Below are 25,518 nucleotides of genomic sequence, written 5' to 3'. Positions count from 1 at the left end.
TAGACCACAAAGGTAACGCATTCCAAGATTTTAAACTATATTCGTAGTAATGAATATTAATGATTTCATACTAAAAGAAATTAAAGCACTTGAACTAAGTAATACAGTAAAAAGTGCACAACAAATGTGTAAAGATCTCCCGATTACGCATATACCCATTGTAGAAAATGGAAAACTTATTGGGTGCTTACCTGAAAGTGATATACAAACGATTGAGGAGAATGACCAATCTCTAAAAGAATATGCCTATTTATTAGATCATTTTCACACTAATGAAAAGGCTACTTTGCTGGACTTAATCGTTTTATTTGCTGATAATGATTGTAACCTAATTCCTGTTTTAAACAAAGACATGAATTATATTGGTTACTATGAGTTAAGTGATATTCTAGATGCTTTTGCTGATAGCCCATTTTTACATAATGAAAGTGAGACTTTAATTATAGAAAAAAACAGAAATGACTATTCTATGAGCCAAATAGCTCAAATTGTTGAAGCTAACAATGCCCAGTTATTAGGATTATATATCTCATCTCAAAACCAAGACAACGTTCAAGTTACGCTAAAAGTAACTTCTGAAGAGGTAAATGAAATCATTCAAACATTTCGTAGATATAATTACAATGTTGTTACACAACACGAAGATGACACTTACCTTGAAGAACTTAAAGACAGAGCTGAATATTTGAGAAGATATTTAGACATGTAAGCAACACTTACCAGCTAATCAAATTTTTTATTACGTGAAGAAAGTAGCCATATACGGACAATCATATACCATAACTGCCGAGAAAGAAATACAAATACTTTTAACTTGTTTAGAAAAACACAATACAGAAGTATTTTTTGAAAGTAGTTTTCACAAACTTTTACAAGAAAACAATTCTTTAAATGGTAGTTACTCAGTATTTTCTGATTTTAAAGATTTAACCGACGATTTTGAATGTATGTTTACTATTGGTGGTGATGGAACTATTTTAAGAGCAGTTACCTATATACGTAACTTAAACATTCCTGTTATGGGAATAAATACTGGTCGTTTAGGTTTTTTAGCGACTGTTCAAAAAGATCAAATCGTAGAAGCTATTGAACAACTAGCTAATAAAGAGTATCGAATTCAGGAAAGAACCTTATTGGAAATCGAAACCAGTCCTAAAACTCATGAATTTTCTGAATTAAACTTTGCCTTAAACGAAGTTACCATCGCTAGAAGAAACACTACTTCCATGATTGGAGTGAGAACCTATCTTAATAATGAATATCTTACTAATTATTGGGCGGATGGATTAATAATCGCGACCCCAACAGGATCTACAGGATATTCTTTAAGCTGCGATGGTCCAGTAATCTTACCTAATGCGAACAATTTTGTGATTACCCCAATAGCTCCACATAATTTAAACGCTAGACCAATGGTAATTCCAGATAATACTTCAATTGAATTAGAAGTAAGCGCTCGAGAAAAAGATTTTTTAATCTCCCTCGATTCTAGGATTACTACGGTATCCCAAGAGACCAAGGTTAAAATAAAAAAAGCTAGCTTCACTATAAAAAGTATACAGCTAAACAAGCAATCTTACCTAAAAACTCTAAGAAGCAAACTCTTATGGGGTGAGGACACAAGAAATGAATCTATTTAATCAAAATCGCCTTACAATAAAACGCAGAAAAAAAAGTTAATCAAAAAAGACATATCATTAACTTTTTAAAGCAAATTCAATTATCTATATTTGCACGCTATTATTATAATGGGAAAACGTATATTATTTATATTATTGTTAAGTTCGATAGGCTTTGTACAGGGGCAAAGTCATGAAATTGGATTATTTCTTGGAGGTTCTAATTATGTTGGAGACATCGGAAGAACCAATTATATATATCCTAATGAATTTGCGGGAGGTATTGTTTACAAATACAATTTAAACCCTCGAATTGCCTTAAGAGCTAACTATAATCTTATTCCTATTTCTGGAAACGATAAGGATGCTGAAAATGCATTTAGACAACAATCTGGACGAAGTTTCACAAACACAATACACGAATTTGCAGCAGGTGTTGAATTCAATTTCTATGAATATAATATAGCAGAATATAGAACTTCATTTACCCCTTATATATTAGCTCAAATTGCTACAATCAATCATAAAAGTTTTAATCGCCTTGTTAACACCAATACTATTGAGGTAAAAAACTCTTTTTCTTATGCACTACCTGTAGGTATAGGAATTAAAGGACGATTAACTAGTGATCTTGCCTTTGCAGTAGAAACTGGAGCTAGATACACTTTTACTGATCAATTAGATTATAGCACTAGTGCAGTTCAATCATTAAACTTTGAAGGAAACGGAAATGACTGGTATTTCTTTTCTGGAATATCAATTGTTTATACCTTTGGAAGACCTGCTTGTTACAACGGATTAACAAAATAAACATATGTCAAAACTACTACAAAGCATTAATTTACAAAATACACCTAATCATATTGCCATTATCATGGATGGTAATGGTAGATGGGCAAAAGGTAAAGGAATGCAGCGAGTATTTGGACATAAAAATGCCTTAACAGCAGTAAGAGAAGCCGTTGCTGGCGCATCTGATGTAGGCACGAAGTATATTACTTTATATGCTTTTTCTACCGAAAACTGGAATCGACCTAAACTTGAGGTAGACGCTTTAATGAGTCTTTTAGTGAATTCATTAAAGAAAGAACTTCCTGAATTTCAAAAAAATGGAATTAAAATAAATAGCATTGGTAACATTGAAAGATTACCTCAAAAAGCGAGAAAAGTTTTAGCTGAAGTAATTGATGCTACCCAAAACAATTCTACCATCACATTAACTTTTGCTTTAAGTTATGGTGGAAGAGAAGAAATTGTTAATGCTATCAAAAACATATCTAAAAAAGTTGTTAATAACGAATTAGATATCGAAAAAATAGACGATAAAATTATAAATAGTCATTTATATACATTTAATTTGCCCGACGTTGATTTAATGATACGTACAAGTGGTGAACAAAGAATAAGTAATTTCTTATTATGGCAAATGGCATATGCTGAACTTTATTTTACTGAAGTTTTATGGCCAGATTTTAGAAAAGAACATCTTTATAGCGCAATATTAGATTATCAAAACAGAGAAAGAAGATTTGGAAAAACCAGTGAACAGATTGAAAGTAATGAATAGATATTCGTTTTTAATTGCATTTATATTAACCGTATTTACGGTAAGTAAGCAACAAGCACAAGATATAACTCCTAAAGACAGTACTAAAACCAATGTTATATCTTATGAAAAGGGTAAGGACTACATTTTAGGAGGAATTACGGTTACTGGATTACAAAAATTTAGTGAACAAACTGTAAGAGTATATACCGGTTTAATTATTGGTCAAACTATCAAATTACCTGGTGATAAGTTAACCAGTGCGATAAAAAAGCTTTATGAAAGTAAGCAATTTAGTGAAGTAGATGTTTATCTTTCTAAAAGAGACGAAAACACTGTATACCTTCAATTTAATGTAACAGAACTTCCTCAACTTACAGATGTAATTATTAAAGGTGTTAGTAAATCTAAAGCAAAAGACTTAAAGAAAGAAACAGACCTTAAAAAAGGTACTATGGTTACTGATAACTTAATTGTAACCACAAGAAACTTTATTAAAAAGAAATATACAGATAAAGGTTTCTTAAAAACAAAAGTTACTTTAAATACCGAAAAAGACACTACTGATATCAATACGGTAAGTATGAAAATATTTATTGATAAAGGAAATCGTATTAAAATTAAGAAGATTAGTTTTACTGGTAACGAAGCCTTTTCAGATGGTGCTTTAAGAGGTTTAATGAAGAATACAAAGCGTAAAATGCTTGGACGTTTCTGGAAAGCTTCTAAATATATTTTAGATGACTACAAAGAAGATTTAGAAAGCATTTTAGAAAAGTATAGTGAGAAAGGATATAGAGATGCTCGTATTATTTCTGATAACCTTACTTGGAATGATGATAATACTATCAATTTAGAAATTGAAGTAGAAGAAGGTAGACAATATCGTTTTGCTGATATTAAGTTTATTGGTAATAAACAATATACAGATGAACAACTTCATGCCTTCTTGCGTATAGACAAAGGTGATATTTATAATGGAAAAGTGTTAAAAGAAAGAATTTCTGGTGATGGTACTCCTGATTCTCAAGATATTCAAACACTTTATCATAACAACGGATACTTATTCTCTCAAGTAAATGCTGTTGAAACACAAGTAAAAAACGATTCTATTACAGTAGAAATTCGTATTCGTGAAGATGAACCTGCAACCATTAAGAAAGTTACTGTTGTTGGTAATGAAAAGACAAACGATCACGTTATTTTTAGAGAACTAAGAGTAAAACCTGGAGATTTATTCAGTCGTCAAAATATTATCAGATCTATTCGTGAAATTGGTCAGTTAGGATTCTTTGACACGAACGTTACTCCAGATGTTAAACCAAACTATCAAGATAAAACCGCTGATATTGAATTTACAGTTACCGAAAAAGGAGGTAGTCAAATTGAGCTTCAAGGAGGTTATGGTGGTGGATCATTTATTGGTACCTTAGGTTTATCATTCAATAACTTCTCTATTAGAAATATTTTTAATAAAGATGCCTACAAACCTTTACCTATGGGAGATGGGCAAAGCTTATCTTTAAGATTACAAGCTGCTAGAACTTACGAAACCTATAGTATATCTTTTACAGAACCTTGGTTAGGTGGTAAACGACCACAATCATTATCGTTCTCTTTATATTACTCTAACCAATTTAGATTTGATTTCCAAACGAATAGAGTATTAAAAGATCAAGGATTAAACATTATTGGTGCCTCTATTGGATTAGGTAAAAGGTTGCAGTGGCCTGATGATTATTTTACACTTTCGCAAAGTATCAGTTACCAAAGAATTAGTTTAGATAACTATCAATATAGAGTTGGTTCTTCTAACGACATCTTGAGTCAAGGAAATCTTAACAACTTAGCTTATAACATTGCATTAACACGTAATTCAGCAGGTCCTAGTTTAATTTTCCCAACATATGGTTCTGAATTTACTATTAGAGCAAAAGCTACATTCCCTTACTCATTAGTAAACGGAAAAGATTTTACAGAACCAGATAACCCTACTGATGAAATAAGAAATGATTATTTAGCTAACAAATACCAGTGGTTAGAATACTACAAATTATCTGCAAAAGGTAAATGGTATACCTCACTTGCTAACAAATTAGTATTAATGTCTAATTTCGAAGTGGGTTACTTAGGGTCATACAACGATAAATTAGGATTAACTCCTGTAGAAAGATATTTTGTTGGAGGAGATGGTATTGCACAAGGGCAATTAGATGGTCGTGAAGTTGTAGGATTAAGAGGATACGAAAACAATAGTTTATCTGATTTAGACGGTGGAGCTATTTACAATAAATTCCAATTAGAATTACGTTATTCTATAACTGATAAACCTTCTGCATCTATTTATACATTAGGATTTTTAGAAGCAGGTAATTCTTATGACAATTTTAGTGAATTTAATCCGTTTAAGCTTAAGCGTTCGGCTGGAGTAGGTATTCGTATATTTATGCCTGCCTTTGGATTATTAGGAATTGACTTTGCTCATGGTTTCGATCCGTTACCTTTAGTAGACCAATCTTTAAACCCAACAAAGTCTGGATGGCAAACACATTTTATTATTGGTAGACAGTTCTAAAAAACCTTACATTTGTAATGTGTCTGGTTTTTGGCACGGTTTTTTCTAAACACATTATACAAGATGAAAAAAAACATTTTATTAATCGTTCTTTTATTTACTAGCATTGTTAGTTTTGGTCAAAAAAACCAGCGTATTGCATACATAGACATGGAATACATTCTTCAAAATATACCTGAGTATATTACAGCGCAAAACACGTTGAATGACAAGGTAGAAAAGTGGAGAAAAAGGTTAGATGATGAAGCACGAAAGATAGAAGTTTTAAAAACCGATCTAACCAATGAAAAAGCAATCTTAACAAAAGATTTAATTGATGAGCGTGAAGAGGATATTACAATCAAACAAGAATCGTTAAGAAGATTAGAATCTTTATACTTTGGTCCTAACGGAGACATGTATAATTTAAGAAAGCAATTAATAAAGCCAGTTCAGGATCAAGTATACAATGCTGTACAGACCATTGCTTCAAGAAAGAAGTATGATTTTGTCTTTGACAAATCAAGTGAATTGGTAATGTTGTATTCAAATAAAAAACACGATATTAGCGACCTTGTTGTAAAAATGATCAATATTGATCAACGTAAACAAGAAAAGAAAGATAAAATAGCTGCTAAGAAAGAGTTATTAAAAAATAATAATTTATCAGAAGCACAACAGGCTAAACAAGCAAAAAAGGATGAGGCTAGGAAGAAAAAAGAAGAAGCACGTTTAGCTCGTATTAAACAAATAGAAGAAACTAGAAAAGCTCGCTTAAAAGAAAGAGCTGATAAAAGAAAATTATTATTAGAGAAAAGGGCAGCTTTAAAGAAAGCACAAGAAGAAGCTAAAAAGAAAGCTGAAGAAGAGGCAAAAAAGAGGAAAGAGCAAGAAGAAGCTAAAAAAGACAATTAATCAAGAATAAAAACAATTATTTAATTAAAACAACAAAGAATGAAACATTTAAAAACGTTATTATTAGTTGCAATTTTTACAGTTGGTTTGGGTGGTGTTGCGAATGCACAAAAAATAGCACATATTAACACTGATAAATTATTAGCTGAAATGCCTGCAACTAAAGCAATGAAAGCTGATTTAGAAAAATTAAACAAGACTTATCAAGACGAGATTGAAGGAATGTTTAAAAAATTAGAGGCTAAAGTAAAGAAGTATGAAGCTGAAGGAAAAAGCCAAACTCAAGAAGTAAATCAAAAAAGAGCTCAAGAAGTTCAATTAGATAGACAAAAAATTGAGCAAGCTAGACAAGCTGCAGCTCAAGAAATGCAAAAAAAATACCAAGAAAAAACTATTCCTATCTTAGAGAAAGCTGAAAAAGCTATCAAAGATGTTGCTTCAGAGAAAGGAATTGTTTATGTATTAGATGCTGCTCCAGGTAAGGGATTAATCGTTTACGATAAAGGAGAAGATATTTACAACGCTGTAAAAGCTAAATTAGGTTTCTAATTTTTTCAAAAAAATATATCTTAAAAATCCTGCTAGTTTAGCAGGATTTTTATTTTTGCTATAACATGAACAAAATAACGAACTCACCTATAGGTATTTTTGATTCGGGTATTGGGGGAACTTCTATTTGGAAAGAAATTTACACCTTATTACCTAATGAGCATACTATCTATTTAGCAGATAGTATCAATGCTCCGTACGGTCAAAAATCTAAAGAGGAAATAATTCATCTTTCAAAAAAAAATACAGAGTTCTTATTAAACAAAAACGCAAAGATTATTGTTGTAGCCTGTAATACTGCTACCACCAATGCCATTAAATATTTACGCGAACATTATGATGTTCCCTTCATTGGTATTGAACCTGCTATAAAACCTGCGTCCCTACAAACACAAACCAATGTTATAGGTATTCTAGCTACCAAAGGAACGTTAAACAGTGAACTTTTTGAAAAAACATCTTCTCTTTTAGATAATAATATTACTATCATTGAACAGGTTGGAGAGGGTTTAGTTGACCTTATAGAAAGAGGCCTTATAAACACCCCTCAGATGGATCTTTTATTAAAAAAGTACATAAACCCTATGTTACATAAAAAAGCAGACTGTATCGTTTTAGGATGTACGCATTATCCGTATTTAATAGATGCCATTAAAAGAATTACTGGAAATTCAGTACAATTAATTGACTCTGGAGAAGCTGTTGCTAAGCAAACTCAAAACGTATTAGAACAACACCATTTACTGAATACTACCAAAACAAAAACAGCTTCGCATTTATTCTACATAAATAAAAACAAAGCTGTTTTAGAAAATATTTTAAAAACTATTAATCCTAGTTTAATAGTTAATGAGTTATCGTTTTAGAATAATCCTCCGTTAATATTAGGACAAGCAGAAGCTCTTCTCTTTCTACATAAAATATTCATACCTAAAGATATTTGGTGGAATCCTCCATTAGAAAACACGATATCACCAGTTTGTTGCGTATAAGTATAAGCAACCATAAATCTATCAAAATTAACACCTACAATTGGCGTAAAATATTGTGCTTCTCCAAATACACTTCCATCAAAACTAGATCTGTATGACAACGCTGCCCAAAACTGTGTGTTTCTAATTTTCTTATATACTTTAAAGTTAATATCAGCAATCTTTTCTCCAGTTAACTCTTTATACTGAAACATTAAGGATGGCTCATATTGTAATACATCTTCTTCTCCAAAAAAGTAACTTGCTCCAAGAATATAATTTCTCAGGTTTAACGACTCAAAATTCGGATTCAAATTACCTTTTGCGGCTAAAAATAAATTCTTTACTGTAAAATAAGACGCAAATCCTTTATAGTGATACGCCATACCGAAATCGGCATTAAAATAAAAATCACTTTCAATAACCTGGCTAATTACATCTGCTCTATCTCCAGAGAATGTTCTTTGATCTACCTGGTTTTGAACTACCGACATTGATAATCCAAATGATAATTGATTGAACAAATTATCATTTCCCATATTTAAGTGATATGCATAAGTACCCTGAAATCCAATTTGAGAATGGTATCCGTTACTATCATTAAATAAAATAAAACCATATCCAGAATTTGATTCATTTCCAGCTTTGGCATGATAACTTAATGTTTGTAAACTAGGAGCGTCATCTACACCGAACCATTGCTGACGCGCTGTAAAACGAATTTTTCCACACTCCCCTATTCCTGCGGCCGCAGGATGTAGTAAATAAACGTTATCAGATAAGTAATCTGCATAAATAGGTAATGTCTCTTGTGAAGTAGCCTTCAAAGAGAAAAATAATAAAAATAATACTCCAACAATTTTTTTCATATATCCAACTTGATAAATAGCCGTCAAATATAACCAAGCTAAATAAGATTTACTGTTAAAATCGAAAAAACTATGCTTAAAATGTAACATTTAATCTAAATTAATGAATAATTCTATAAGCAGAAGGAGTTACTCCTTTCAACTCTTTAAACTTTCTGTTAAAATTAGAGATGTTCTTAAACCCAGATTTTTCAGATATTTCAGTGATTAGAAAATCTTTATCTTGTAATAATTTACAAGCTTTTTCAATTCTTAACTCATTTAAAAAACTAAAATATGTTTTATTAGTTCTTTGTTTAAAATACCTACAAAACGCATTAGAAGTCATGTTTGCTACCTCAGCTATTTCCTCTAAATCTATTTTTCTATTAAAGTTTGTAAGTGTATAATCCATGATGTCACGCATCCTCTTCCCTTCATTATCCGTATAGTTTTTATTATACACAAATGAAGACAATGATTTCGTTTCTGAATTCAAAATAACATCTATAATCCTAATAAAAACAATGAAGCGCTCCAAATCCCTACTTTTTGGCAATTTTAAAAACAATTTTTCTAGCTTTTCTTTGTTTGATGTTAATCTAAAACTAGTTTTCGACTTATTAAAAAAAGTACCTACTTCTTTAAAATCATCAAGCCCGAAAAAATTATCTCCAAACGAAATCTCCGTAAAAAACAACGAAATCATATAGGAATTTTTTACGGAGGAATTATCGCTTTTAAAAACATGAGGTTGGTTGCTTCCAATAACAATGATATCTCCTTTTTTATATTCCTCTATAGAATCTCCAACTACCAACGTTCCTTCTCCTTTGACAATAAAACATAATTGAATTTCTTCATGCTGATGAAACTTATCATAAAAATATGCTCCCTTATCTTCTTGGTAGATTAATCCAATGTTTTTTGCCTTTGGAATTTTAAATGGTAATACTTTCATTTTTTTAAGGATTTACATCAAACTTATAAAATATACACCAAAAACAATACTAAAACAAACTCAAAGGGTAATATTGTATCACTACTAGCTAAAAACTAACAAAAAATAAGACTTCTTAACCTATAACTTTGTCATCAAAACAAGAATTATGATAAAATGGGAAGGCGTAATGCCAGCTGTAACAACTAAGTTTACCTCAGACGACACTTTAGACTTACAAATGTTTGAAGTAAACATTAAAGCACAATTAGATGCAGGTGTTCACGGAATAATATTAGGAGGTACCCTTGGTGAAGCATCTACTTTATCTGATGACGAAAAAAGAACTTTAGTTCGAGAAGCAGTTCGTATTGTAGATGGTAAGGTTCCTGTAATTATCAATATTGCAGAACAAACAACCAAAGGAGCGATAGAAGCAGCTCAAAAAGCAAAGGAAGATGGCGCTGCTGGGCTTATGATGCTTCCACCAATGCGCTACAAAGCTGATGCAAGGGAGACTGTAGAATTTTTCAAACAGACTGCACAATCTACAGATTTACCAATTATGGTCTATAACAACCCTGTAGATTATGGTATTGAAGTTACTTTAGACATGTTTGATGAATTATTGAGAGACTGTCCAAACATTCAAGCTGTTAAAGAATCTACAAGAGATTTATCTAACGTAACGCGTATTAAGAATCGCTTTGGAAATCGATTAGCTATTTTGAGCGGCGTAGATACATTAGCTTTAGAAAGTCTTTTTATGGGAGCCAATGGTTGGGTTGCAGGATTAGTTTGTGCATTCCCAAAAGAAACGGTTGCTATTTATGAATTACAAAAAGCAGGAAAAGCAGCAGAAGCTTTAACTATTTACCGTTGGTTTTTGCCTTTGCTTGAATTAGATATTAATGCTAAATTAGTACAAAATATTAAATTAGCAGAAGTAGCAACAGGAATTGGTACCGAAAATGTACGAGCTCCTCGTTTAACTTTAATAGGCGATGAACGAAAACGCGTTTTACAGATTATAGAAGAAGGGCTCAAAAACCGCCCAACATTGCCAGATTATAAAAACCTAGAATTAGCCGTATAATTTAAAGTAGAGAATTCGTTCTCTACTTTTGGTGTTTTTAAACAATGCTTCATTAAAACAAAATAACATGACCACAATAACCTCAACAATTACAGGGAAAAACTATATAGGAAACAAGCTTTCATCAAACGGAAATAAAACACACAAAACTTTTAATCCACAATTGAATAAAGAAAATGATTGTGATTTTTATGAAGCAACTACCGAAGAAGTGAATGAAGCTGTAGCATTAGCACAAAGTGCTTTTTTAGAATACAAGAACTATTCAGGAGTTCAAAAAGCTTCTTTTTTAAACGCTATTGCTGATGGAATTTTAGACCTAGGTGATGAATTAATTCAAACCTATATGTCTGAATCAGGTTTGCCAGAAGGACGCGCTATTGGAGAGCGTGGAAGAACTGTTTTTCAATTGCGAATGTTTGCCGAATTAGTTGCCAATGGATCTTGGGCAAATGCAACGATTGATACTGAAGTACCAGATAGACAGCCAATGCCCAAGCCAGATTTACGTAAAATAAACATTCCTTTAGGTCCTGTTGTTGTTTTTGGAGCTAGTAATTTTCCATTAGCATATTCAACAGCAGGAGGAGATACTGCCAGTGCTTTAGCTGCTGGATGTCCAGTTATTGTAAAATCTCATCCAATGCACCTCGGAACCGGAGAATTAATCGCTTCTGCTATTATCAACGCAGCCCAGCAAACAGGTATGCCAAATGGTGTTTTTTCTAATCTTAATTCTACCGGAATTGAAGTAGGACAACAATTAGTTACACATCCTAAGATAAAAGCAGTAGGTTTTACAGGGAGTATTAACGGAGGAAGAGCTTTATTTAATTTAGCAGCCAATAGAGAAGAACCTATTCCTGTATTTGCTGAAATGGGAAGTATCAATCCAGTTATTATAACACCGACAGCAATTGTAAATAGAGCGGAAGAAATTGCTACTACTTATGCTGGTTCAATCACTCTTGGCACAGGTCAATTTTGCACCAACCCTGGTTTATTATTAACTATTGAAAATGAGCAATTAGACTCTTTTATTAAAGATTTAGGAGAAAAAACAACTGCTATTGCACCGCAGTGTATGTTGCATCCAAATATCAAAAAAGGATATCTTGCTAATAAAACATCCGTCACTGCACAGGAAGGAGTTACAGTTGTATCTGAAATTTCTAATGATCAAACTACAAACAACTATGCTCCAACACAAATAGCTACTATTTCTGGAGCAGATTTTATAAAAAATTCTAAAACTCATTTAGAAGTATTTGGTCCATTTTCACTTGTTGTAAGATGTAAAAACGAACAGGAGTTAATCGAAATAATACAGCAGTTAGAAGGTCAGCTAACAGGAACTATTATTGCTGAAGACACTGATTATAAAAACTTAACTGATATTATATCTGCACTCCAAAACAGAGTAGGAAGAATTATTTTTAACGGTGTACCTACCGGTGTAGAGGTAACTTCTGCAATGACGCATGGAGGCCCTTACCCAGCTTCTTCTGATAGTAGATTTTCTGCTGTAGGAATAAGCTCTATTGATCGTTGGGTTAGACCTTTTAGTTTTCAAGATTTTCCAAACGAATTATTACCTGAAGAGTTAAAAAACAACAACCCTTTACAAATTTTACGTTCGGTTAACGGAAACTTTACAAAAGAAGAGATTAATTAATAAAAATTAAGAATTTCTTTAGACACCCCTTCAGGTAAAAACCTTACCTTTGCGGTCGTTAAAGAAATTGATAACTAAGCCAACTTAGCCTATCTTGAACAGTTAAATATGAAGGGATTTAACTCGAATAGAAGGTTACAGTTGGCTGTTCAATTTAATATGAAAAAAACTTTTTTTTGCGTTGATGCGCATACCTGCGGAAATCCAGTTCGTGTGGTTGCAGGTGGAGGACCAAACTTAACAGGTGCCAATATGAGCGAAAAGCGTCAACATTTCTTAAAAGAATATGATTGGATTCGCAAAGGTTTAATGTTTGAACCTAGAGGACACGATATGATGAGCGGTTCTATTTTATATCCGCCAAGTAACCCTGAAAATGACTTTGGAATTTTATTTATAGAAACTTCTGGTTGTCTTCCTATGTGTGGTCATGGTACTATTGGTACTATTACTATTGCTATTGAAGAAGGTTTAATCACTCCCAAAGTTCCAGGAAAAATAAAAATGGAAGCTCCTGCTGGTTTGGTTGAAATTGAATATCAGCAAACCAATAAAAAAGTAGATTGGGTTCGATTAACTAACGTAAAGAGTTATTTAGCAGCAGAAAATTTAACAATTGAATGCCCTGAACTCGGTGAAATTACTTTTGATGTGGCTTATGGTGGGAATTATTATGCGATTGTAGATCCTCAACAAAACTTTTCAGGAATTCAAAATTTCACTGCTTCAAAGATTATACAATACTCGCAGGAAGTTAGAAAAAGGATTAACGAAAAATACCCTGATATGTTTATCCATCCAGAAAATGATACCATTAGAGACGTTTCGCATATGTTATGGACTGGAGAACCTTTAGACCCTACTTCTTCAGGAAGAAATGCTGTGTTTTATGGAGATAAAGCAATTGATAGAAGTCCTTGCGGAACAGGTACGTCTGCACGTATTGCTCAACTTCATGCTAAAGGAAAACTAAAAAAAGGCGAAGCGTTTATTCATGAAAGTTTTATTGGAAGTAAGTTTATTGGTCGTGTAGAAGAAGAAACCACACTCGATGGTAAGGTTGCTATTGTTCCTAGTATTCAAGGTTGGGCAAAAGTATACGGATATAACAATATTGTTATTGATGATGAAGATGATCCATATGCATTCGGTTTTCAAGTGATTTAATTATGAGTAAAAATGTAGTTGTTATTGGAGGTGGAATCATTGGTATGTGTTCTGCCTATTACTTACATAAAGAAGGGCATCAAGTTACTGTTATAGATCAATCTGATTTTAGCAAAGGTGCATCCTATGTAAATGCAGGAATAATTACCCCTAGTCATATTATCTCTTTGGCTGCTCCTGGAATGATTAACAAAGGAATAAAATGGATGTTTAGTTCTACAAGTCCTTTTTCAATTAAGCCTCGTATTGATTTTGATTTTATCTATTGGTCTTGGCTGTTTAAAAAGGCTTCTACAGCGCAAAAAGTGGAAGCTTCGATTCCTGTGATTAAAGACATCAATCTATTCAGTAAAGAGCTTTATGAAGAGATGCAAAACAGTAACGATTTTGATTTTTATTATCAAGACAAAGGTCTGTTAATGCACTATCAAACTGATAAAGCAGGGGAAGAAGAATGGAAAGTTGGTCAGCGTGCTATTCAAGAGGGTTTGAAAGTTGAAAATTTAACAAAAGAACAGGTTCAAAAATTAGAACCTCATGTAGATTTAAATATTAAAGGAGCTGTATACTATCATTCAGATGCTCATATGAGTCCGAATGAATTTATGCAACAACTCAAAGCATATTTAGAAAATGCTGGTGTTACCTTTATAGCAAATGAAGAAGTACTTGATTTTACAACTTCTCAAAACACTATTAACTCTATAACTACTAAAACCCAACAGATTTCAACAGACGAATTTGTAATTGCTACAGGTTCATGGACACAAAAGCTTTCTAAGAAACTAGGAATTCGCATTCCTGTACAAGCCGGAAAAGGGTACCGTATCAATGTAGCTCAAGAAACAGGAATTCAAGTCCCTTCCATTTTAATGGAAGCTAAAGTTGCTGTAACTCCGATGGATGGTTACACCCGTTTTGCAGGAACTATGGAAGTAGCTGGTATAAATGAAGACATTAACATAAAAAGAGTACAAACAATAGCCAATGCTTCTGAAAATTATTACCAAGGATTAAAGATAGATTCAAAGGCTATTCAAAATACTCAATCAGGATTACGACCTTGCTCTCCAGACGGATTGCCGTATATAGGAAAACTATCTCGTTTTCAAAACGCTACTGTGGCTACCGGACATGCCATGATGGGATGGAGCTTAGGCCCCGCAACAGGAAAGGTTATTTCTGAACTTATCTCTGAGAAAAAGACAAGTTTAAACATAACTCCTTTCCACGTAGAAAGATATCATAAGAAAAGCCGTAATTAAAAATTACGGCTTAACACTAAACAATCAATCAAAAGTTAGTTTCCTTCGTACCTTCTTCCGCTGGTACCAGGAAGATAACTTTGGTTAACTCCACATTGAGTTGCTATTGTTGTCATATCAGTCCAACTTCTTCCACTACGAATTGGAACTCCTGTTCTTACTCTATCTTTGAAATGATCCCAATAAATGTCAACTAAATCAGAATCCAATTCATTATTAAACATCTGTTTAAAGTCATTTTTATTTGTAGCTGTATAGCCAGAGAAATAATCGGAATAAGCTAAAGGTAATATGAACGTGTAAGGAGTATCTACGTCTGCCGAAGAATAGTTTCTTGAAGCTAACTCTTGTTTAATTGCGGAAAACGATTCTCCATCTTGCAACATCCCCTCAGCAAATATTTCAATAAATAATGCAAAAGGATCTTGACTTTGGTTTGCAGATATCCTTGTATTAAATGTTTTTACAGCCCACATAAACGGGTCTATCTCGGCAACATGCATCGAAGTCATGGTCATAATCATTCCCATAATTGTTTCGTTATGCACGATAAATTTAGGTGGTATGTCTTGAATTCTATATCCTCTATAACTAGAGTTTATGTTAGTTCCATTACTTCCTGTCGCTTCTCGAATCTCATCATACAACCATACATGCCCGCTGTATGTTCCAAAGATTTGTGCCATCCACCTTCTCCATTGAGGAGGTGCATTTCGTTCTACCCTAATAGTTCCGTTTGAGGTAAACCAATTAAAATGATGTTCAAACAAACTAAAGTTGTAATAAAAAGGTGCTACGTGCGCAATAGATTCCATATAAGCAAATCGTTTGCTAGGAACAGCTTCGGTATAAAAATGTGTTCCATCTTGTCCGTAATGATACCAGTGTCCATCTACATAAAAAGGAAGGGGTAACGAATTCGTTTGGTCTTCTGCATGCATCAATTCATGTAAAAATGTTTCTTTTAACCAAGCCTGTCCGTTAGCTCGTGCAGTACCTCTTGAAGTTCTGTTAATGTAATAAATTCCAATATCCATATAACCTCCCCAATTTGGTTGCTGACTCGTTGTCCAGTGCGATGCATGTGGCCAAACTCTACCTCGACTATCTGGTCTAGGATTGTGTATATTAGAAGGAACTTGCGATTGGTTGAATGTGGTTAAATCATTCCATAAAAACACCGCTATTTTCCTGCTATTCAATCGTAACATCTTAGCAGTATAATACTGTAATGATTGATCTCCTCCATTGCTTGGATCTTTTAATAATGCTCTAACAAAAGTTCTTAAAGGTCCTGTATTAGCATTCGTCCAAAAAGCTCCATTCTCTGTTCCTGCTGCTACTTGTGTATTATTTACTCCAATCAAACTATCTACTCTTGGATTGTCGTAATAAAAGAATTCTAGCTTACTTGCTATTAAAGCTCTGTCTGTAGTTTGAGAAACTATATTCGATGATAGTGTCCCAAAAAATAGTATAAAAATTATGGTTACTTTTTTCATTTTTTTTAAGATTTTAGTTTGGTAATTCATCAACATATAATGTTTCAAAACTTGTTGTTTTTCTTCCTGATTTCTTTTCTTGATTACCCCATAATCTCCATGTTACTTCATAATCATATTCTTGTTTTCCATCTGGAAGCATAAACTCTATTTGTCCATTTACTATATCTTTTTTAGGATTAATAGTAAATTGTTTTCTTTGCTCTTTACCTCCCAAACTATAGTACAGTTTCACATCTACTGCCCTAACATTAGCATCTGCTAACAAATCTTTATCGGCTTCAATGGTTACTATTTTTCTGCTTAAAGGAGGCGCCAAATTAATAGCACTTCTATTGGTAGATTCCCAATCGGTTTCAAAATTATTTCCTCCGAAGAAACTCCAAGCTACTTTGTAATCGTAATCAAACCATTTTTCTCTTGCATTATCTCCTTTCCATCCATATAACATTTTGAATAAATTACCTTCTTGATTGAAGTTTTTACGTGTAACTCTAACCTCATCATATGTGTATTCGCCTGATTCATGTTTTTTACGCAATTGTACCGTTCCGTAGTTGATATACTTATCAAAATCATTTGCGTTTAAACCATCTAATAAGGTTAAAATTTCTCTCTGTTTAAAAACTGGATCATCTAAATTGGTTTCAACAAAACACTTCGGACAGCTATTTCTACTCACTCCTAAATTACCTCCAAAAGGCATTGGAATGGTAGTTGGATAACTTTCTTTAAATGTGATTACCTTCTTCCCTGAAATTTTAATTTTCTTTACCACATAAGAAGCTACCACTGCAATTGAAGGAACACTTGGTTCTTCTTCTAAATTCGGTGTTTGTGGAGCACGTCCGTTAGTTGCTCTTTCTGAATCTCCAGGTCTAACATTCCCTGGTGTTTCTGCTACTAATGAATCTCTTGGCTGCTCATTATTAGGTCTTGTTGTAGAAGTTCGATTTCTTTCATTCTCACGTTCTGTTCTCGCTCTTTCTGCTTCATTTCTTCTTCTTACCGCATCACGTTCAGTTCTTGCATCTCTACGAGAAGTGTTTAACAAATCGCTTGCTCTATCTAAAAAACTTTTATTATTCTGGGAGTTTACCGTAGATGTTAATTGTTGTAAACTCGGTCCTTGTGAACTTCCTAATGGTGTAAAAAACTCTTCTGTTGCTTTTTGAATGGTTCTATCAATAGCTTCTTTCATACTAAAGTTTTCTCCTATTTTTTCAATAGTTATAGCTCCATTATCAATTAACTCTTCTACAAAAACACCTATTTCAGCAGATAACCAAGGAGTGGCAACTCCTGCTTGAAAACTTTGACTATCATATACCTGCTCTCTATTCATGGTAATTTTTGCTTCCATAGGAGAATTGTATCCCGATAAAACCATATTAAAGTTAAACGTAACAAGCGGATTTGGTGTATCAAAAGAGTCCCATAATAAAGAAGCCGAACGCTTATCTAATTGCATATTCACAGCCACATAATTTCCTTCCATAGTTGGTGCAGGACTCGTTGCTACAATCTCTTCTTTATCTGGATCATTTATTTTTGGCACCGATACTGCTACCGTTCCACTTTTATAGATTACTGCACCTACTATTTTCCCACTACCATTAATTTTTCGCAGTTCCTTTCTTGCTTCTGTCAATTCTTCGTCGGTAATTTCAAACCCGAATACGCAGTGCAACACACCTCCACCAATACCTTCATTAGTTCCATTGGTAGTATTGTGTACCCATTTTACAAATGATAATTTTGGTGTACCATCTTCGTTTTTAGCTAAACGTAATTTGTTCGGTAAATACCAATACGAATCCTTGTCTTTTACTCCTGGAAACAGTTTTAATTCTCCAGCATCTACTGGTTTATCTAAAACGATTTGCATATTGAAATCTCTTTGAGCTTGTACTGAAAAACTATACAACAATGCTATTAGAAATATGCTTATATATTTTATGACTTTCATCTTTCTTTTATTTTAATTTTATTCTGTTTTTATTAAATCCTTGAACTTATCTAACACCGTTTCTTTAGCGGTTTTAATAATATCTTTTCCAGCTTCTTTTGCTTCTTTAAATATCTCTGATTCCTTATCTAAAAACTCTTCAGGGATTGAAGCATAGATATAGTCATCATTGATTTTTGTTTCCCACGGAAGCGCTAATTTCCCCTCTCTCTTATGTGTGAAAATTAATCGATAAGCATAACCTTTGGTATCTTTATCTGTAAAGAAAGTTTCTGTAATTAAAGGGGTTTCTTTTGATACTGTTAATGGGATATTGGTTTCTACTTCTTTACCAAACTTAAAGTATCTTATAGCCGCGGTAACACGAACAATGTCACTGTCTTTTAATTCATCGATGTCTGCCTCTAATTCAACAGTTCTAGGACTTACTGGAGCAGCTAATGAAACTCCTTCCCAATCTCCAACAGTCCAATCTGGATCTTTAGGATAAACTTCACCTCCACGTAAGCTCCACTGCATTTTATATTCATATACATCTGGATTTTTATCTTCTCCTCTAGCATAGGTCAATGCAGCTCTTGTTCCTTTATTTTTTAAATACTCTGTATCAATGGTAATTTGGTCTTGAAAGTCATTTCCTTTGTTTCGTTTTTTTCTAACATTTACGGTTACATAGTTTACCTCTTTACCAAACATATCTTTTGCTTCTACATCTAAAATTAAGTTGATATCTCTATGTCTGAAAAATGCCTCGTTTAGATTAACATGTGATACACATTTCGGATTATCTCTTACCGCATCGTACCATGAACCCAAGTTTCCTGTTAATGGAAAGTGTTTTGAAATAGCTATTCTATACTTTAACCTATAAACTTCTCTTAATCTTTGAAATCTCTTTTCTGCTTTGCTTCGGTTATACACATAGTTACTTCCATGCTTAATATTTGGATTCTTAGCTTTCTCTTCTTCCGATGGAGGTGCTGGTGGTGTTTCTGTATCTCTATCAGTTAGTGCTTCTGTAAATACATTCATAAAACTTTCTACAATTTTATCTACTGTTTCATCATCAGTGGTATTCTTATCTATATTAAATACTACCGCTTTACTTTCCATCATGTAATCATAGATTTGTTGTACTTCGTTATAGGTATATCTATCATCTTTTCCGCTTTTTGTATCTCTATCATTACGAGTATACTTTGCACGAAAGCTTTCGTATGATTTTTGCACTTTTTTCCAGTCGATAATAATGATTCCATCTACTGCAGGAAACAACACATCATATTTAAAACTTAGCTCTAATGAAACATCGGTTATAGATCTATTCTTTTCAAAAGTAGCCGCCAATAATTGCGCAGCATTCTTATCTAACTTTGCTGCAACGGCCATTTTCCCACCTGGTAATGGAGAAGCACTACCTGCTGCAACTACTTTTGCCATTCCATCATCTGTTAATACAGAAGAGATGATTCTAAATGAGTTTCCTTGTTCTACAGAAACATCCGCTGCTCCTATAATTACTGGATTCTTTACTCTTTTGTATTTACTTCTTGGGTTTTCATTTAGCTGATCTATTTTTTGCCTTAGTTTAACTTGTGCTTCTGCTTCTTGTTGTGGCGTTAACCCCCATTCCATTAAGAAATGCATTAAGGCTCCTTGTGTTCCTCCAGCATCTTCTCTTTCTTCAGTTGTATATTTTAAGAATAAAAACTCTGGTGTTCCATCTGGACGCTTTGATAAGTGTAGATTGGTAGGTAGGTACACATATTCACTTGAAAAAGATCTATTTCTAGTTTTTGCTTTTCCGTACATTACAACCTGAGTTCCGTCGCTTAATACAACATCTACTCTATTTTGTGAATCCATTATTACTTGTCCTTGAGTGAAATGGACACTTAAAATAAAGATCAACATCTTACCTATGTTTTTCATAAGTAATAGTTTATTTAATTTTCGTTTTACAGTTTTCATAATTTCTAATTTTAATTATTGTTTGATTAATCGTTCTAGTGTAAATGATCCCTCAGCTTTTTTACTCCCATCTTTTAAAATGCTTGTATTTCTAAGCTGTTCAATTGCTTTGTAAAGTTTGTTTGGTGTTGTTGATTTTCTAAATAGAATTGCTTCTTCTGCATAGATTTCACATGCACAAAGTTTTTCTATAATGAGTTCTACAAAGTCTGCGCAGTTAAATGTTCTCACATTAAAGGCTTTGTTTTCATCAATAAGCTCTTCTATATAGTTCTTTAATATCTCATCCGATGAAGAGGTAGATGAAATTTTAAGCAACCCATCAACTGGGTAATGTTCTTCATGTGGAATACCTTTGGTAATTAAAGAGTTTACAGTGATTCGTTCCTCCCAAGTAGCTTTCGGAAGTTTAAAATATTTAGCTTTTACATCTTTATCTACATTTTGAGCATTGAAATCGTCTTTCTCTGGCCACAGGTCATAGTAGGTTAAGGTTCCTGTTTTAAGCTTTTCATATTTTCTTACGAGTTCATTTTTTTCATTCCTGTACTCTTTAACAACTGTTTTGTAATTGTCAACTGCAATACCAGCATGCCCACTTTTTCCATTTATTGTTGCATAAAAAACAAAGTAAACATCGCTTTTACTTGCATATGAATTGAAACAAAGTGACAATAACATGCTAAACAGTAGTATTGTATATTTTTTCTGTGCTTCCATAACTTAAAACCATTTGGTAAGTTTCCCTTCTATTTGAATACTTGATTTTTTAGCTGCTTTAATCGCAGAACGACAGTTATACGTAATTAGGTGGTACTTCATTCTAAATTGTACTCCTCTAAACTTTGAAGGATTCTTTATTGCCTGCTTTACTAGCTTGGCATCTGATGTATTCATTCTAAATGAAACCGCCATTTTACCTGAAGGCATTGTTGGTAAAGACCCTTTACTTTTTAATGATTTTTTAAAAATCGCTCCTAAAGGCTTTGAAGTACTTATTATCAATTCATTGTTGACACTTTCTAAATGAACACCTCCCAATAGCTTAGCTTGTTCTCCATGTTTTTTTTGTACGTATCTTTTCAACTCATTCAATTGTTTTTTATCCAATCCCCAACTTAGCATACAATGAAGAATTGCTCCAGTTGGAGTTCCTTTCCCGTATTCTAAAAAAGAGTATGCTGGTTTTCCATTTTTCTTAAGCAATTGTACTTCAGCAGGCACATAGTAAAATCCTTGCTTATTGCTTACTTCTTGATATAGATATACTGTTGTATTACCCGATAATCGAACAAGTTCTCTCGTCTTTTCACAAATTCTTTGCGAGTATAACAATGAGCTAAACAGACTCATTATTAGTATGATTATTACTCTTCTCATCTTATTCTTCTTTAGGTAGTTCATCAATAAAAATTAACCCGTATTTATCTTTACCTTTTTTAGACACAGGTGGATTATTCTTCCTTAACCATGTAATGGTATAGTCTACTTCTTCAATGGTTATGGGTAAGGTGATTTCAAATGATTTTTCATCCAGCTTATCTGTAGGACGTATGGTCATTCGATCTTTCTTAACTTGATTAAAAAATGGATACTTAATTTGAATGGATATTGCTCGAACTTCTTGATCTTTCATAGAGGATAAATCACCATCTAAATAGATTGTTTTTCTTTCAAATGGAGTAAATAGATTTACCATAGCTCCATTCTCCTGATTCCAATCAGACTCATAGCTACCTCCTCCTTTAAACTTCCACACAGTTCTGTATTCATAGGTTAACCAATCGGTTCTTATAGAATCTCCTTGATTTAAATATCTCATGGAAAGATTTCCATCATAGTCTTTAAAACTTTCTTTGTTAATAAATACTTCGGCTAAAGTTTCATTTCCATTGGCATGTTTCTTTCGGAGCGATAGCGTAACACTATTCAACATGTTCTCAAACTCTTTTTCTAGTTCTCCATCAACTCCTACAAAAACTTCACGTTGTTGAAATGCAGGATCCCAAATAGGTACATCTTTAAAGAATCGTGTATCTTCTCCATAGGTTTGATGTAAATCGCCAATATTAAAAGTGATAAAATGATGACGATCTACTGTTGAGCGTCCTTTAAAAAACAATCTTGATTGTCCTTCAACTCTTAATTCTTTCATTTGAAATGAAGCATTCAATCCGAAATTGAAAGTATTTCCGCTTGATAATGGCCCATCTGGACCTACCATAGCTGTTAAAGCATCCATTAATCCAGCTCTTTCTGCTTCTGGTACAATTGCTGGCTGAACTGGTTCAAACATTAATTCTAATAGTTTTTCATATACGGTATTTAAAAGCGATTCCATTTTATCATCACTTCCGTTCGTAATAAGTTTTATGCTATTGTCTTTGAAAAGTTCATCCAAGCCCAATTCCACATCAGCACTAACGAAATAAACATTTCCCCCTGCGCCAAAACTTTTGCTCTTTTTTACTTCAGACCAATCAATTTCTAAAGTAGCATCATATGCTTCTGAAAGTCCTGAAAATTGTAAATCAAAAATCAGTGAGATGTCTGGTGTATCCATTTTAAAACTCTCTAACAGTAATTTGGAGTTTAACGGATTCACTTCAAAGGAAAGTGCTATTCTACTGTTTTCCATAACAGGAGCGGTTCCTACAGAAAGTATTTTTCGCTCACTTTCTTTACTCTCTTTGTTTAAAATAGAAGAGACCAAAGTATATGAGGCACTTTCAAAAATGATAGGTCCTTTGATAATTACCTCATCATTATCTAACTTTTCTTTTAACTGCCTTTCCGCCTCTACAATTTGCTCTTGCGGTGTATCGTATAACACTAAAAAATGTAGAATACCTCCACCTCCTGCTTCTGAAACACTATTGGCATTGTCTTCTGAAGGCTTCTCAGTGATATATCTCATAAATGAAAACTTAGGATGCTTTTCTTCATCTAAAGCCAACCTTGCCTGAGTAGGCAGATATAGATAGGTATTGGTATCGTTGTGTAATGGAAAACACCATAAACCATTTACCTGAGTTCCTTGATCAATATAAATTTGTTGAGAAAATATTGAAATAGAGCATAGTAAAGCAATATATGTGATAATCGTTTTCATAATTACTCTCTATTAAAATCTTCTGCTTCAGGAGTTACTAAGAATAAATAGTCTTCTTCAAGTTGCTTCAACCCTTCTACAAGCTTTCCTTTTTTACTATACCAGGTTACTTGATATGCGATAGGTTCACCCTCATCATGGTATAACTTTACTTTGGAAGTATTTTGTGTGCTTCCTTCACGAACCACTAGCGTGCGTATTGTAGTTGGTTTCTTATTCAACACCACCATGAATCGTACAACTACCGATCGAATACCACTTTCTTTAAATCCAGCTACATCTGCATCTATTTCAACATTTTTCTTTTTAAAAGGTGGAACCAGAGTCATTAATGAAGTATTGTCTGTTTTCCACATACCTACTCCTCTTGGAATTTCTATAGGCTTAGGCTCTCCTTTTAAATTCCAACTAATCTTATAATTATAATCGAGCCATTCACTTCCAGCAATTCCAAGTCTCGGATAAATGATTTGCTTAAAATCTTTACCTTCTTTTAAATCCTTTGCAGTAAACATTAAGTCACCTGTAGCATCATCAGTTTCTTCCGAGTACTTTTTTCTGAAAGAAACAGACACAGAGTTTAAAATGTCATTGAAAGCATCCGTAAATCCACCATCTATTTGAAAGTGTACCGTTCTTTTTTGAAAGTCTGAATCAGCTAAATTGACTACTTTAAAATAGCGATCATCATTTTTCATTGCTTCATAAATACCTCCAATGTTTCCTGAAGTATGAATTGGTACTTTTATCGTTGTTGATTTACTTAAGTTTAAGTAAAACTTATTCATTCTAACATCTTCTCTTCTCTTTACTACGTACTGATTATCTGAATAATATTCTGTATTGTCCTTCCCTCCAAAAACATTACTAAACCATCCTCGTTTTTGTCTTCCTTTAATTTGATTTGCCTCTACCGCAACTTCTTCAGTTGGTTTTTGAGCCCAACCTGTTTTGGTATCGAACATTAATTCGATTAATTTTTCAGTTACAACATCTACAATACCCTGCATATCTTTTGTATCTATTCCCAATCCTTCTGATCGATCAAAAACTTCTACATTCAATACTTGATCTTGAATCATTTGATTGGTTATTTTTCGCATTTGATCGCGCGTAAATCCTTCTTGAAAATTTTTAATCTTACTATAGTGAGTATAAATGGTACTTGCTTCTGCACTTACGGTGGCGTTATAACCTTTTACTACGGCCTCATAATATCCATGAACAGATACTGATACATCTGAAGTAGTTCCTTTTAAAGATTCCCAAAGTAATGTTGCTCCTGCTGGATTCAATTTAGCCGCTATTGCTGCTTTTGAATTAGGAAGAAGTGGTGCAAACCCTGAGGTTAAAATATTGGAAGTAAACGCATCTTCTCCTTCTGTATTCGTTAAAATTGATGATACTACATCAAATTTACCAATACCTTTATCTCCTTCTTGTGTAAACTGACGCATAGGCACCGGTCCAACAATTTTAGCATTCTCCCCTACTTTCTCTTTCAATTTAGCTTCTACAGCATCTACTGTTTCTTTTGGTAAAGAAAACTCTACTAAAGCATGAAAAATACCTCCACTAGCTTGTTCGTCTTCTCCTACATACTTAATACATAAAAACTCAAAACTTCCATCTTCTTTTTGAGAGAGTCTTACAAATCGTGTTAAATAGTAATATGCATTTTCATCTTCACTATCTTGCAACAATTGAATTCCATCAATTTGCACTCTACCTTCATCATATTTTACCGTTGCAAGCATGCTAAGGCTTACGAACAGTAAAACTACTAAGGCTATAATGTTTCTTTTTGTGTTCATAATTA

21 protein-coding genes are annotated in these 25,518 nt (G+C 33.1%); 12 read left to right on the top strand and 9 right to left on the bottom strand.

The window, feature by feature from the left end; translation table 11 throughout:
• Positions 1-49 precede the first annotated feature (49 nt).
• The 8 genes from ABNT22_RS03935 to murI all read left to right on the top strand — a co-directional run bounded on the left by ABNT22_RS03935 (position 50) and on the right by murI (position 8,049).
• The gene (locus tag ABNT22_RS03935; RefSeq protein WP_348714320.1) at positions 50-709 is read left to right on the top strand and encodes an HPP family protein; all 660 of its coding nucleotides are present in this window, start codon (positions 50-52) and stop codon (positions 707-709) included.
• A gap of 34 nt (positions 710-743) precedes the next feature.
• Positions 744-1,640 (top strand): NAD kinase, encoded by an 897-nt coding sequence (locus tag ABNT22_RS03930; protein ID WP_348714319.1) that lies wholly within the window; start codon positions 744-746, stop codon positions 1,638-1,640.
• 108 nt (positions 1,641-1,748) lie between these two features.
• Positions 1,749-2,429: a DUF6089 family protein gene (locus tag ABNT22_RS03925; RefSeq protein ID WP_348714318.1), complete on the top strand. Its 681-nt coding sequence runs from the start codon at positions 1,749-1,751 to the stop codon at positions 2,427-2,429.
• 4 nt (positions 2,430-2,433) lie between these two features.
• Complete coding sequence (locus tag ABNT22_RS03920; RefSeq protein WP_348714317.1) at positions 2,434-3,186, top strand: isoprenyl transferase; 753 nt, start codon at positions 2,434-2,436, stop codon at positions 3,184-3,186.
• A complete protein-coding gene (bamA, locus tag ABNT22_RS03915) occupies positions 3,179-5,740 on the top strand; it encodes an outer membrane protein assembly factor BamA (protein ID WP_348714316.1) in 2,562 nt (853 codons plus the stop codon). Before ABNT22_RS03920 ends, bamA begins: the two co-directional genes overlap by 8 nt.
• Before the next feature lie 63 nt (positions 5,741-5,803).
• Positions 5,804-6,634: an OmpH family outer membrane protein gene (locus ABNT22_RS03910; protein ID WP_348714315.1), complete on the top strand. Its 831-nt coding sequence runs from the start codon at positions 5,804-5,806 to the stop codon at positions 6,632-6,634.
• Between the two features lie 39 nt (positions 6,635-6,673).
• The gene (locus tag ABNT22_RS03905; RefSeq protein WP_348714314.1) at positions 6,674-7,183 is read left to right on the top strand and encodes an OmpH family outer membrane protein; all 510 of its coding nucleotides are present in this window, start codon (positions 6,674-6,676) and stop codon (positions 7,181-7,183) included.
• Positions 7,184-7,248: 65 nt separating this feature from the next.
• Positions 7,249-8,049, top strand: a complete 801-nt coding sequence (gene murI, locus ABNT22_RS03900; RefSeq protein WP_348714313.1) for a glutamate racemase — start codon at positions 7,249-7,251, stop codon at positions 8,047-8,049.
• Here the strand turns inward: murI and ABNT22_RS03895 are convergent.
• Together ABNT22_RS03895 and ABNT22_RS03890 are read right to left on the bottom strand one after the other, a co-directional pair.
• A complete protein-coding gene (locus ABNT22_RS03895) occupies positions 8,046-9,113 on the bottom strand; it encodes a type IX secretion system membrane protein PorP/SprF (RefSeq protein ID WP_348714312.1) in 1,068 nt (355 codons plus the stop codon). The genes murI and ABNT22_RS03895 overlap by 4 nt on opposite strands.
• A 10-nt stretch (positions 9,114-9,123) precedes the next feature.
• Entirely contained in the window at positions 9,124-9,963 is an 840-nt protein-coding gene (locus ABNT22_RS03890; protein ID WP_348714311.1) for an AraC family transcriptional regulator, read from the bottom strand.
• Between the two features lie 145 nt (positions 9,964-10,108).
• On the opposite strand from ABNT22_RS03890, the gene ABNT22_RS03885 reads away from it, so the two are divergent.
• From ABNT22_RS03885 to ABNT22_RS03870, 4 genes are all read left to right on the top strand, one after another.
• Positions 10,109-11,038, top strand: coding sequence for a dihydrodipicolinate synthase family protein (locus tag ABNT22_RS03885; RefSeq protein ID WP_348715390.1), 930 nt, complete (start codon positions 10,109-10,111; stop codon positions 11,036-11,038).
• Between the two features lie 67 nt (positions 11,039-11,105).
• The gene (locus ABNT22_RS03880; protein ID WP_348714310.1) at positions 11,106-12,713 is read left to right on the top strand and encodes an aldehyde dehydrogenase (NADP(+)); all 1,608 of its coding nucleotides are present in this window, start codon (positions 11,106-11,108) and stop codon (positions 12,711-12,713) included.
• 159 nt (positions 12,714-12,872) lie between these two features.
• Positions 12,873-13,880, top strand: coding sequence for a 4-hydroxyproline epimerase (locus tag ABNT22_RS03875; protein WP_348714309.1), 1,008 nt, complete (start codon positions 12,873-12,875; stop codon positions 13,878-13,880).
• A 2-nt stretch (positions 13,881-13,882) separates the two neighbouring features.
• Positions 13,883-15,145, top strand: a complete 1,263-nt coding sequence (locus ABNT22_RS03870) for an NAD(P)/FAD-dependent oxidoreductase (protein WP_348714308.1) — start codon at positions 13,883-13,885, stop codon at positions 15,143-15,145.
• Positions 15,146-15,180: 35 nt separating this feature from the next.
• On the opposite strand, the gene ABNT22_RS03865 is transcribed toward ABNT22_RS03870, so the two are convergent.
• The 7 genes from ABNT22_RS03865 to ABNT22_RS03835 are packed head-to-tail and all read right to left on the bottom strand — an operon-like array spanning position 15,181 to position 25,513.
• Positions 15,181-16,647 carry a hypothetical protein gene (locus tag ABNT22_RS03865; RefSeq protein WP_348714307.1) on the bottom strand — a complete coding sequence of 489 codons (1,467 nt, stop codon included), beginning with the start codon at positions 16,645-16,647 and terminating at the stop codon, positions 15,181-15,183.
• A gap of 13 nt (positions 16,648-16,660) precedes the next feature.
• Complete coding sequence (locus ABNT22_RS03860; protein WP_348714306.1) at positions 16,661-18,616, bottom strand: hypothetical protein; 1,956 nt, start codon at positions 18,614-18,616, stop codon at positions 16,661-16,663.
• An 18-nt stretch (positions 18,617-18,634) separates the two neighbouring features.
• The gene (locus ABNT22_RS03855; protein ID WP_348714305.1) at positions 18,635-20,587 is read right to left on the bottom strand and encodes a hypothetical protein; all 1,953 of its coding nucleotides are present in this window, start codon (positions 20,585-20,587) and stop codon (positions 18,635-18,637) included.
• A gap of 15 nt (positions 20,588-20,602) precedes the next feature.
• Entirely contained in the window at positions 20,603-21,307 is a 705-nt protein-coding gene (locus ABNT22_RS03850; protein ID WP_348714304.1) for a hypothetical protein, read from the bottom strand.
• A gap of 3 nt (positions 21,308-21,310) precedes the next feature.
• Entirely contained in the window at positions 21,311-21,967 is a 657-nt protein-coding gene (locus tag ABNT22_RS03845) for a hypothetical protein (RefSeq protein WP_348714303.1), read from the bottom strand.
• 1 nt (position 21,968) lies between these two features.
• Complete coding sequence (locus ABNT22_RS03840; protein ID WP_348714302.1) at positions 21,969-23,699, bottom strand: hypothetical protein; 1,731 nt, start codon at positions 23,697-23,699, stop codon at positions 21,969-21,971.
• A gap of 2 nt (positions 23,700-23,701) precedes the next feature.
• Positions 23,702-25,513, bottom strand: a complete 1,812-nt coding sequence (locus ABNT22_RS03835) for a hypothetical protein (protein ID WP_348714301.1) — start codon at positions 25,511-25,513, stop codon at positions 23,702-23,704.
• Positions 25,514-25,518 lie beyond the last annotated feature (5 nt).

This window comes from Tenacibaculum sp. 190130A14a (genome assembly GCF_964048965.1).
Lineage (GTDB): Bacteria > Bacteroidota > Bacteroidia > Flavobacteriales > Flavobacteriaceae > Polaribacter > Polaribacter polynesiense.
Note: the sequence above shows the minus strand (reverse complement) of the source record. Positions and strands in the feature narration are given on the sequence as shown.

What these genes read in the sequence shown, in the direction of transcription:
- ABNT22_RS03920 (WP_348714317.1), top strand. Translation starts at nt 2,434, where the DNA reads ATGTCAAAACTACTACAAAGCATTAATTTACAAAATACACCTAATCAT.
- bamA (WP_348714316.1), top strand. Translation starts at nt 3,179, where the DNA reads ATGAATAGATATTCGTTTTTAATTGCATTTATATTAACCGTATTTACG.
- ABNT22_RS03870 (WP_348714308.1), top strand. Translation starts at nt 13,883, where the DNA reads ATGAGTAAAAATGTAGTTGTTATTGGAGGTGGAATCATTGGTATGTGT.
- ABNT22_RS03890 (WP_348714311.1), bottom strand. Translation starts at nt 9,963, where the DNA reads ATGAAAGTATTACCATTTAAAATTCCAAAGGCAAAAAACATTGGATTA.
- ABNT22_RS03835 (WP_348714301.1), bottom strand. Translation starts at nt 25,513, where the DNA reads ATGAACACAAAAAGAAACATTATAGCCTTAGTAGTTTTACTGTTCGTA.
- ABNT22_RS03840 (WP_348714302.1), bottom strand. Translation starts at nt 23,699, where the DNA reads ATGAAAACGATTATCACATATATTGCTTTACTATGCTCTATTTCAATA.
- ABNT22_RS03895 (WP_348714312.1), bottom strand. Translation starts at nt 9,113, where the DNA reads ATGTTACATTTTAAGCATAGTTTTTTCGATTTTAACAGTAAATCTTAT.
- ABNT22_RS03875 (WP_348714309.1), top strand. Translation starts at nt 12,873, where the DNA reads ATGAAAAAAACTTTTTTTTGCGTTGATGCGCATACCTGCGGAAATCCA.
- ABNT22_RS03925 (WP_348714318.1), top strand. Translation starts at nt 1,749, where the DNA reads ATGGGAAAACGTATATTATTTATATTATTGTTAAGTTCGATAGGCTTT.
- murI (WP_348714313.1), top strand. Translation starts at nt 7,249, where the DNA reads ATGAACAAAATAACGAACTCACCTATAGGTATTTTTGATTCGGGTATT.
- ABNT22_RS03935 (WP_348714320.1), top strand. Translation starts at nt 50, where the DNA reads ATGAATATTAATGATTTCATACTAAAAGAAATTAAAGCACTTGAACTA.
- ABNT22_RS03850 (WP_348714304.1), bottom strand. Translation starts at nt 21,307, where the DNA reads ATGGAAGCACAGAAAAAATATACAATACTACTGTTTAGCATGTTATTG.
- ABNT22_RS03860 (WP_348714306.1), bottom strand. Translation starts at nt 18,616, where the DNA reads ATGAAAGTCATAAAATATATAAGCATATTTCTAATAGCATTGTTGTAT.
- ABNT22_RS03910 (WP_348714315.1), top strand. Translation starts at nt 5,804, where the DNA reads ATGAAAAAAAACATTTTATTAATCGTTCTTTTATTTACTAGCATTGTT.
- ABNT22_RS03855 (WP_348714305.1), bottom strand. Translation starts at nt 20,587, where the DNA reads ATGAAAACTGTAAAACGAAAATTAAATAAACTATTACTTATGAAAAAC.
- ABNT22_RS03880 (WP_348714310.1), top strand. Translation starts at nt 11,106, where the DNA reads ATGACCACAATAACCTCAACAATTACAGGGAAAAACTATATAGGAAAC.
- ABNT22_RS03865 (WP_348714307.1), bottom strand. Translation starts at nt 16,647, where the DNA reads ATGAAAAAAGTAACCATAATTTTTATACTATTTTTTGGGACACTATCA.
- ABNT22_RS03905 (WP_348714314.1), top strand. Translation starts at nt 6,674, where the DNA reads ATGAAACATTTAAAAACGTTATTATTAGTTGCAATTTTTACAGTTGGT.
- ABNT22_RS03845 (WP_348714303.1), bottom strand. Translation starts at nt 21,967, where the DNA reads ATGAGAAGAGTAATAATCATACTAATAATGAGTCTGTTTAGCTCATTG.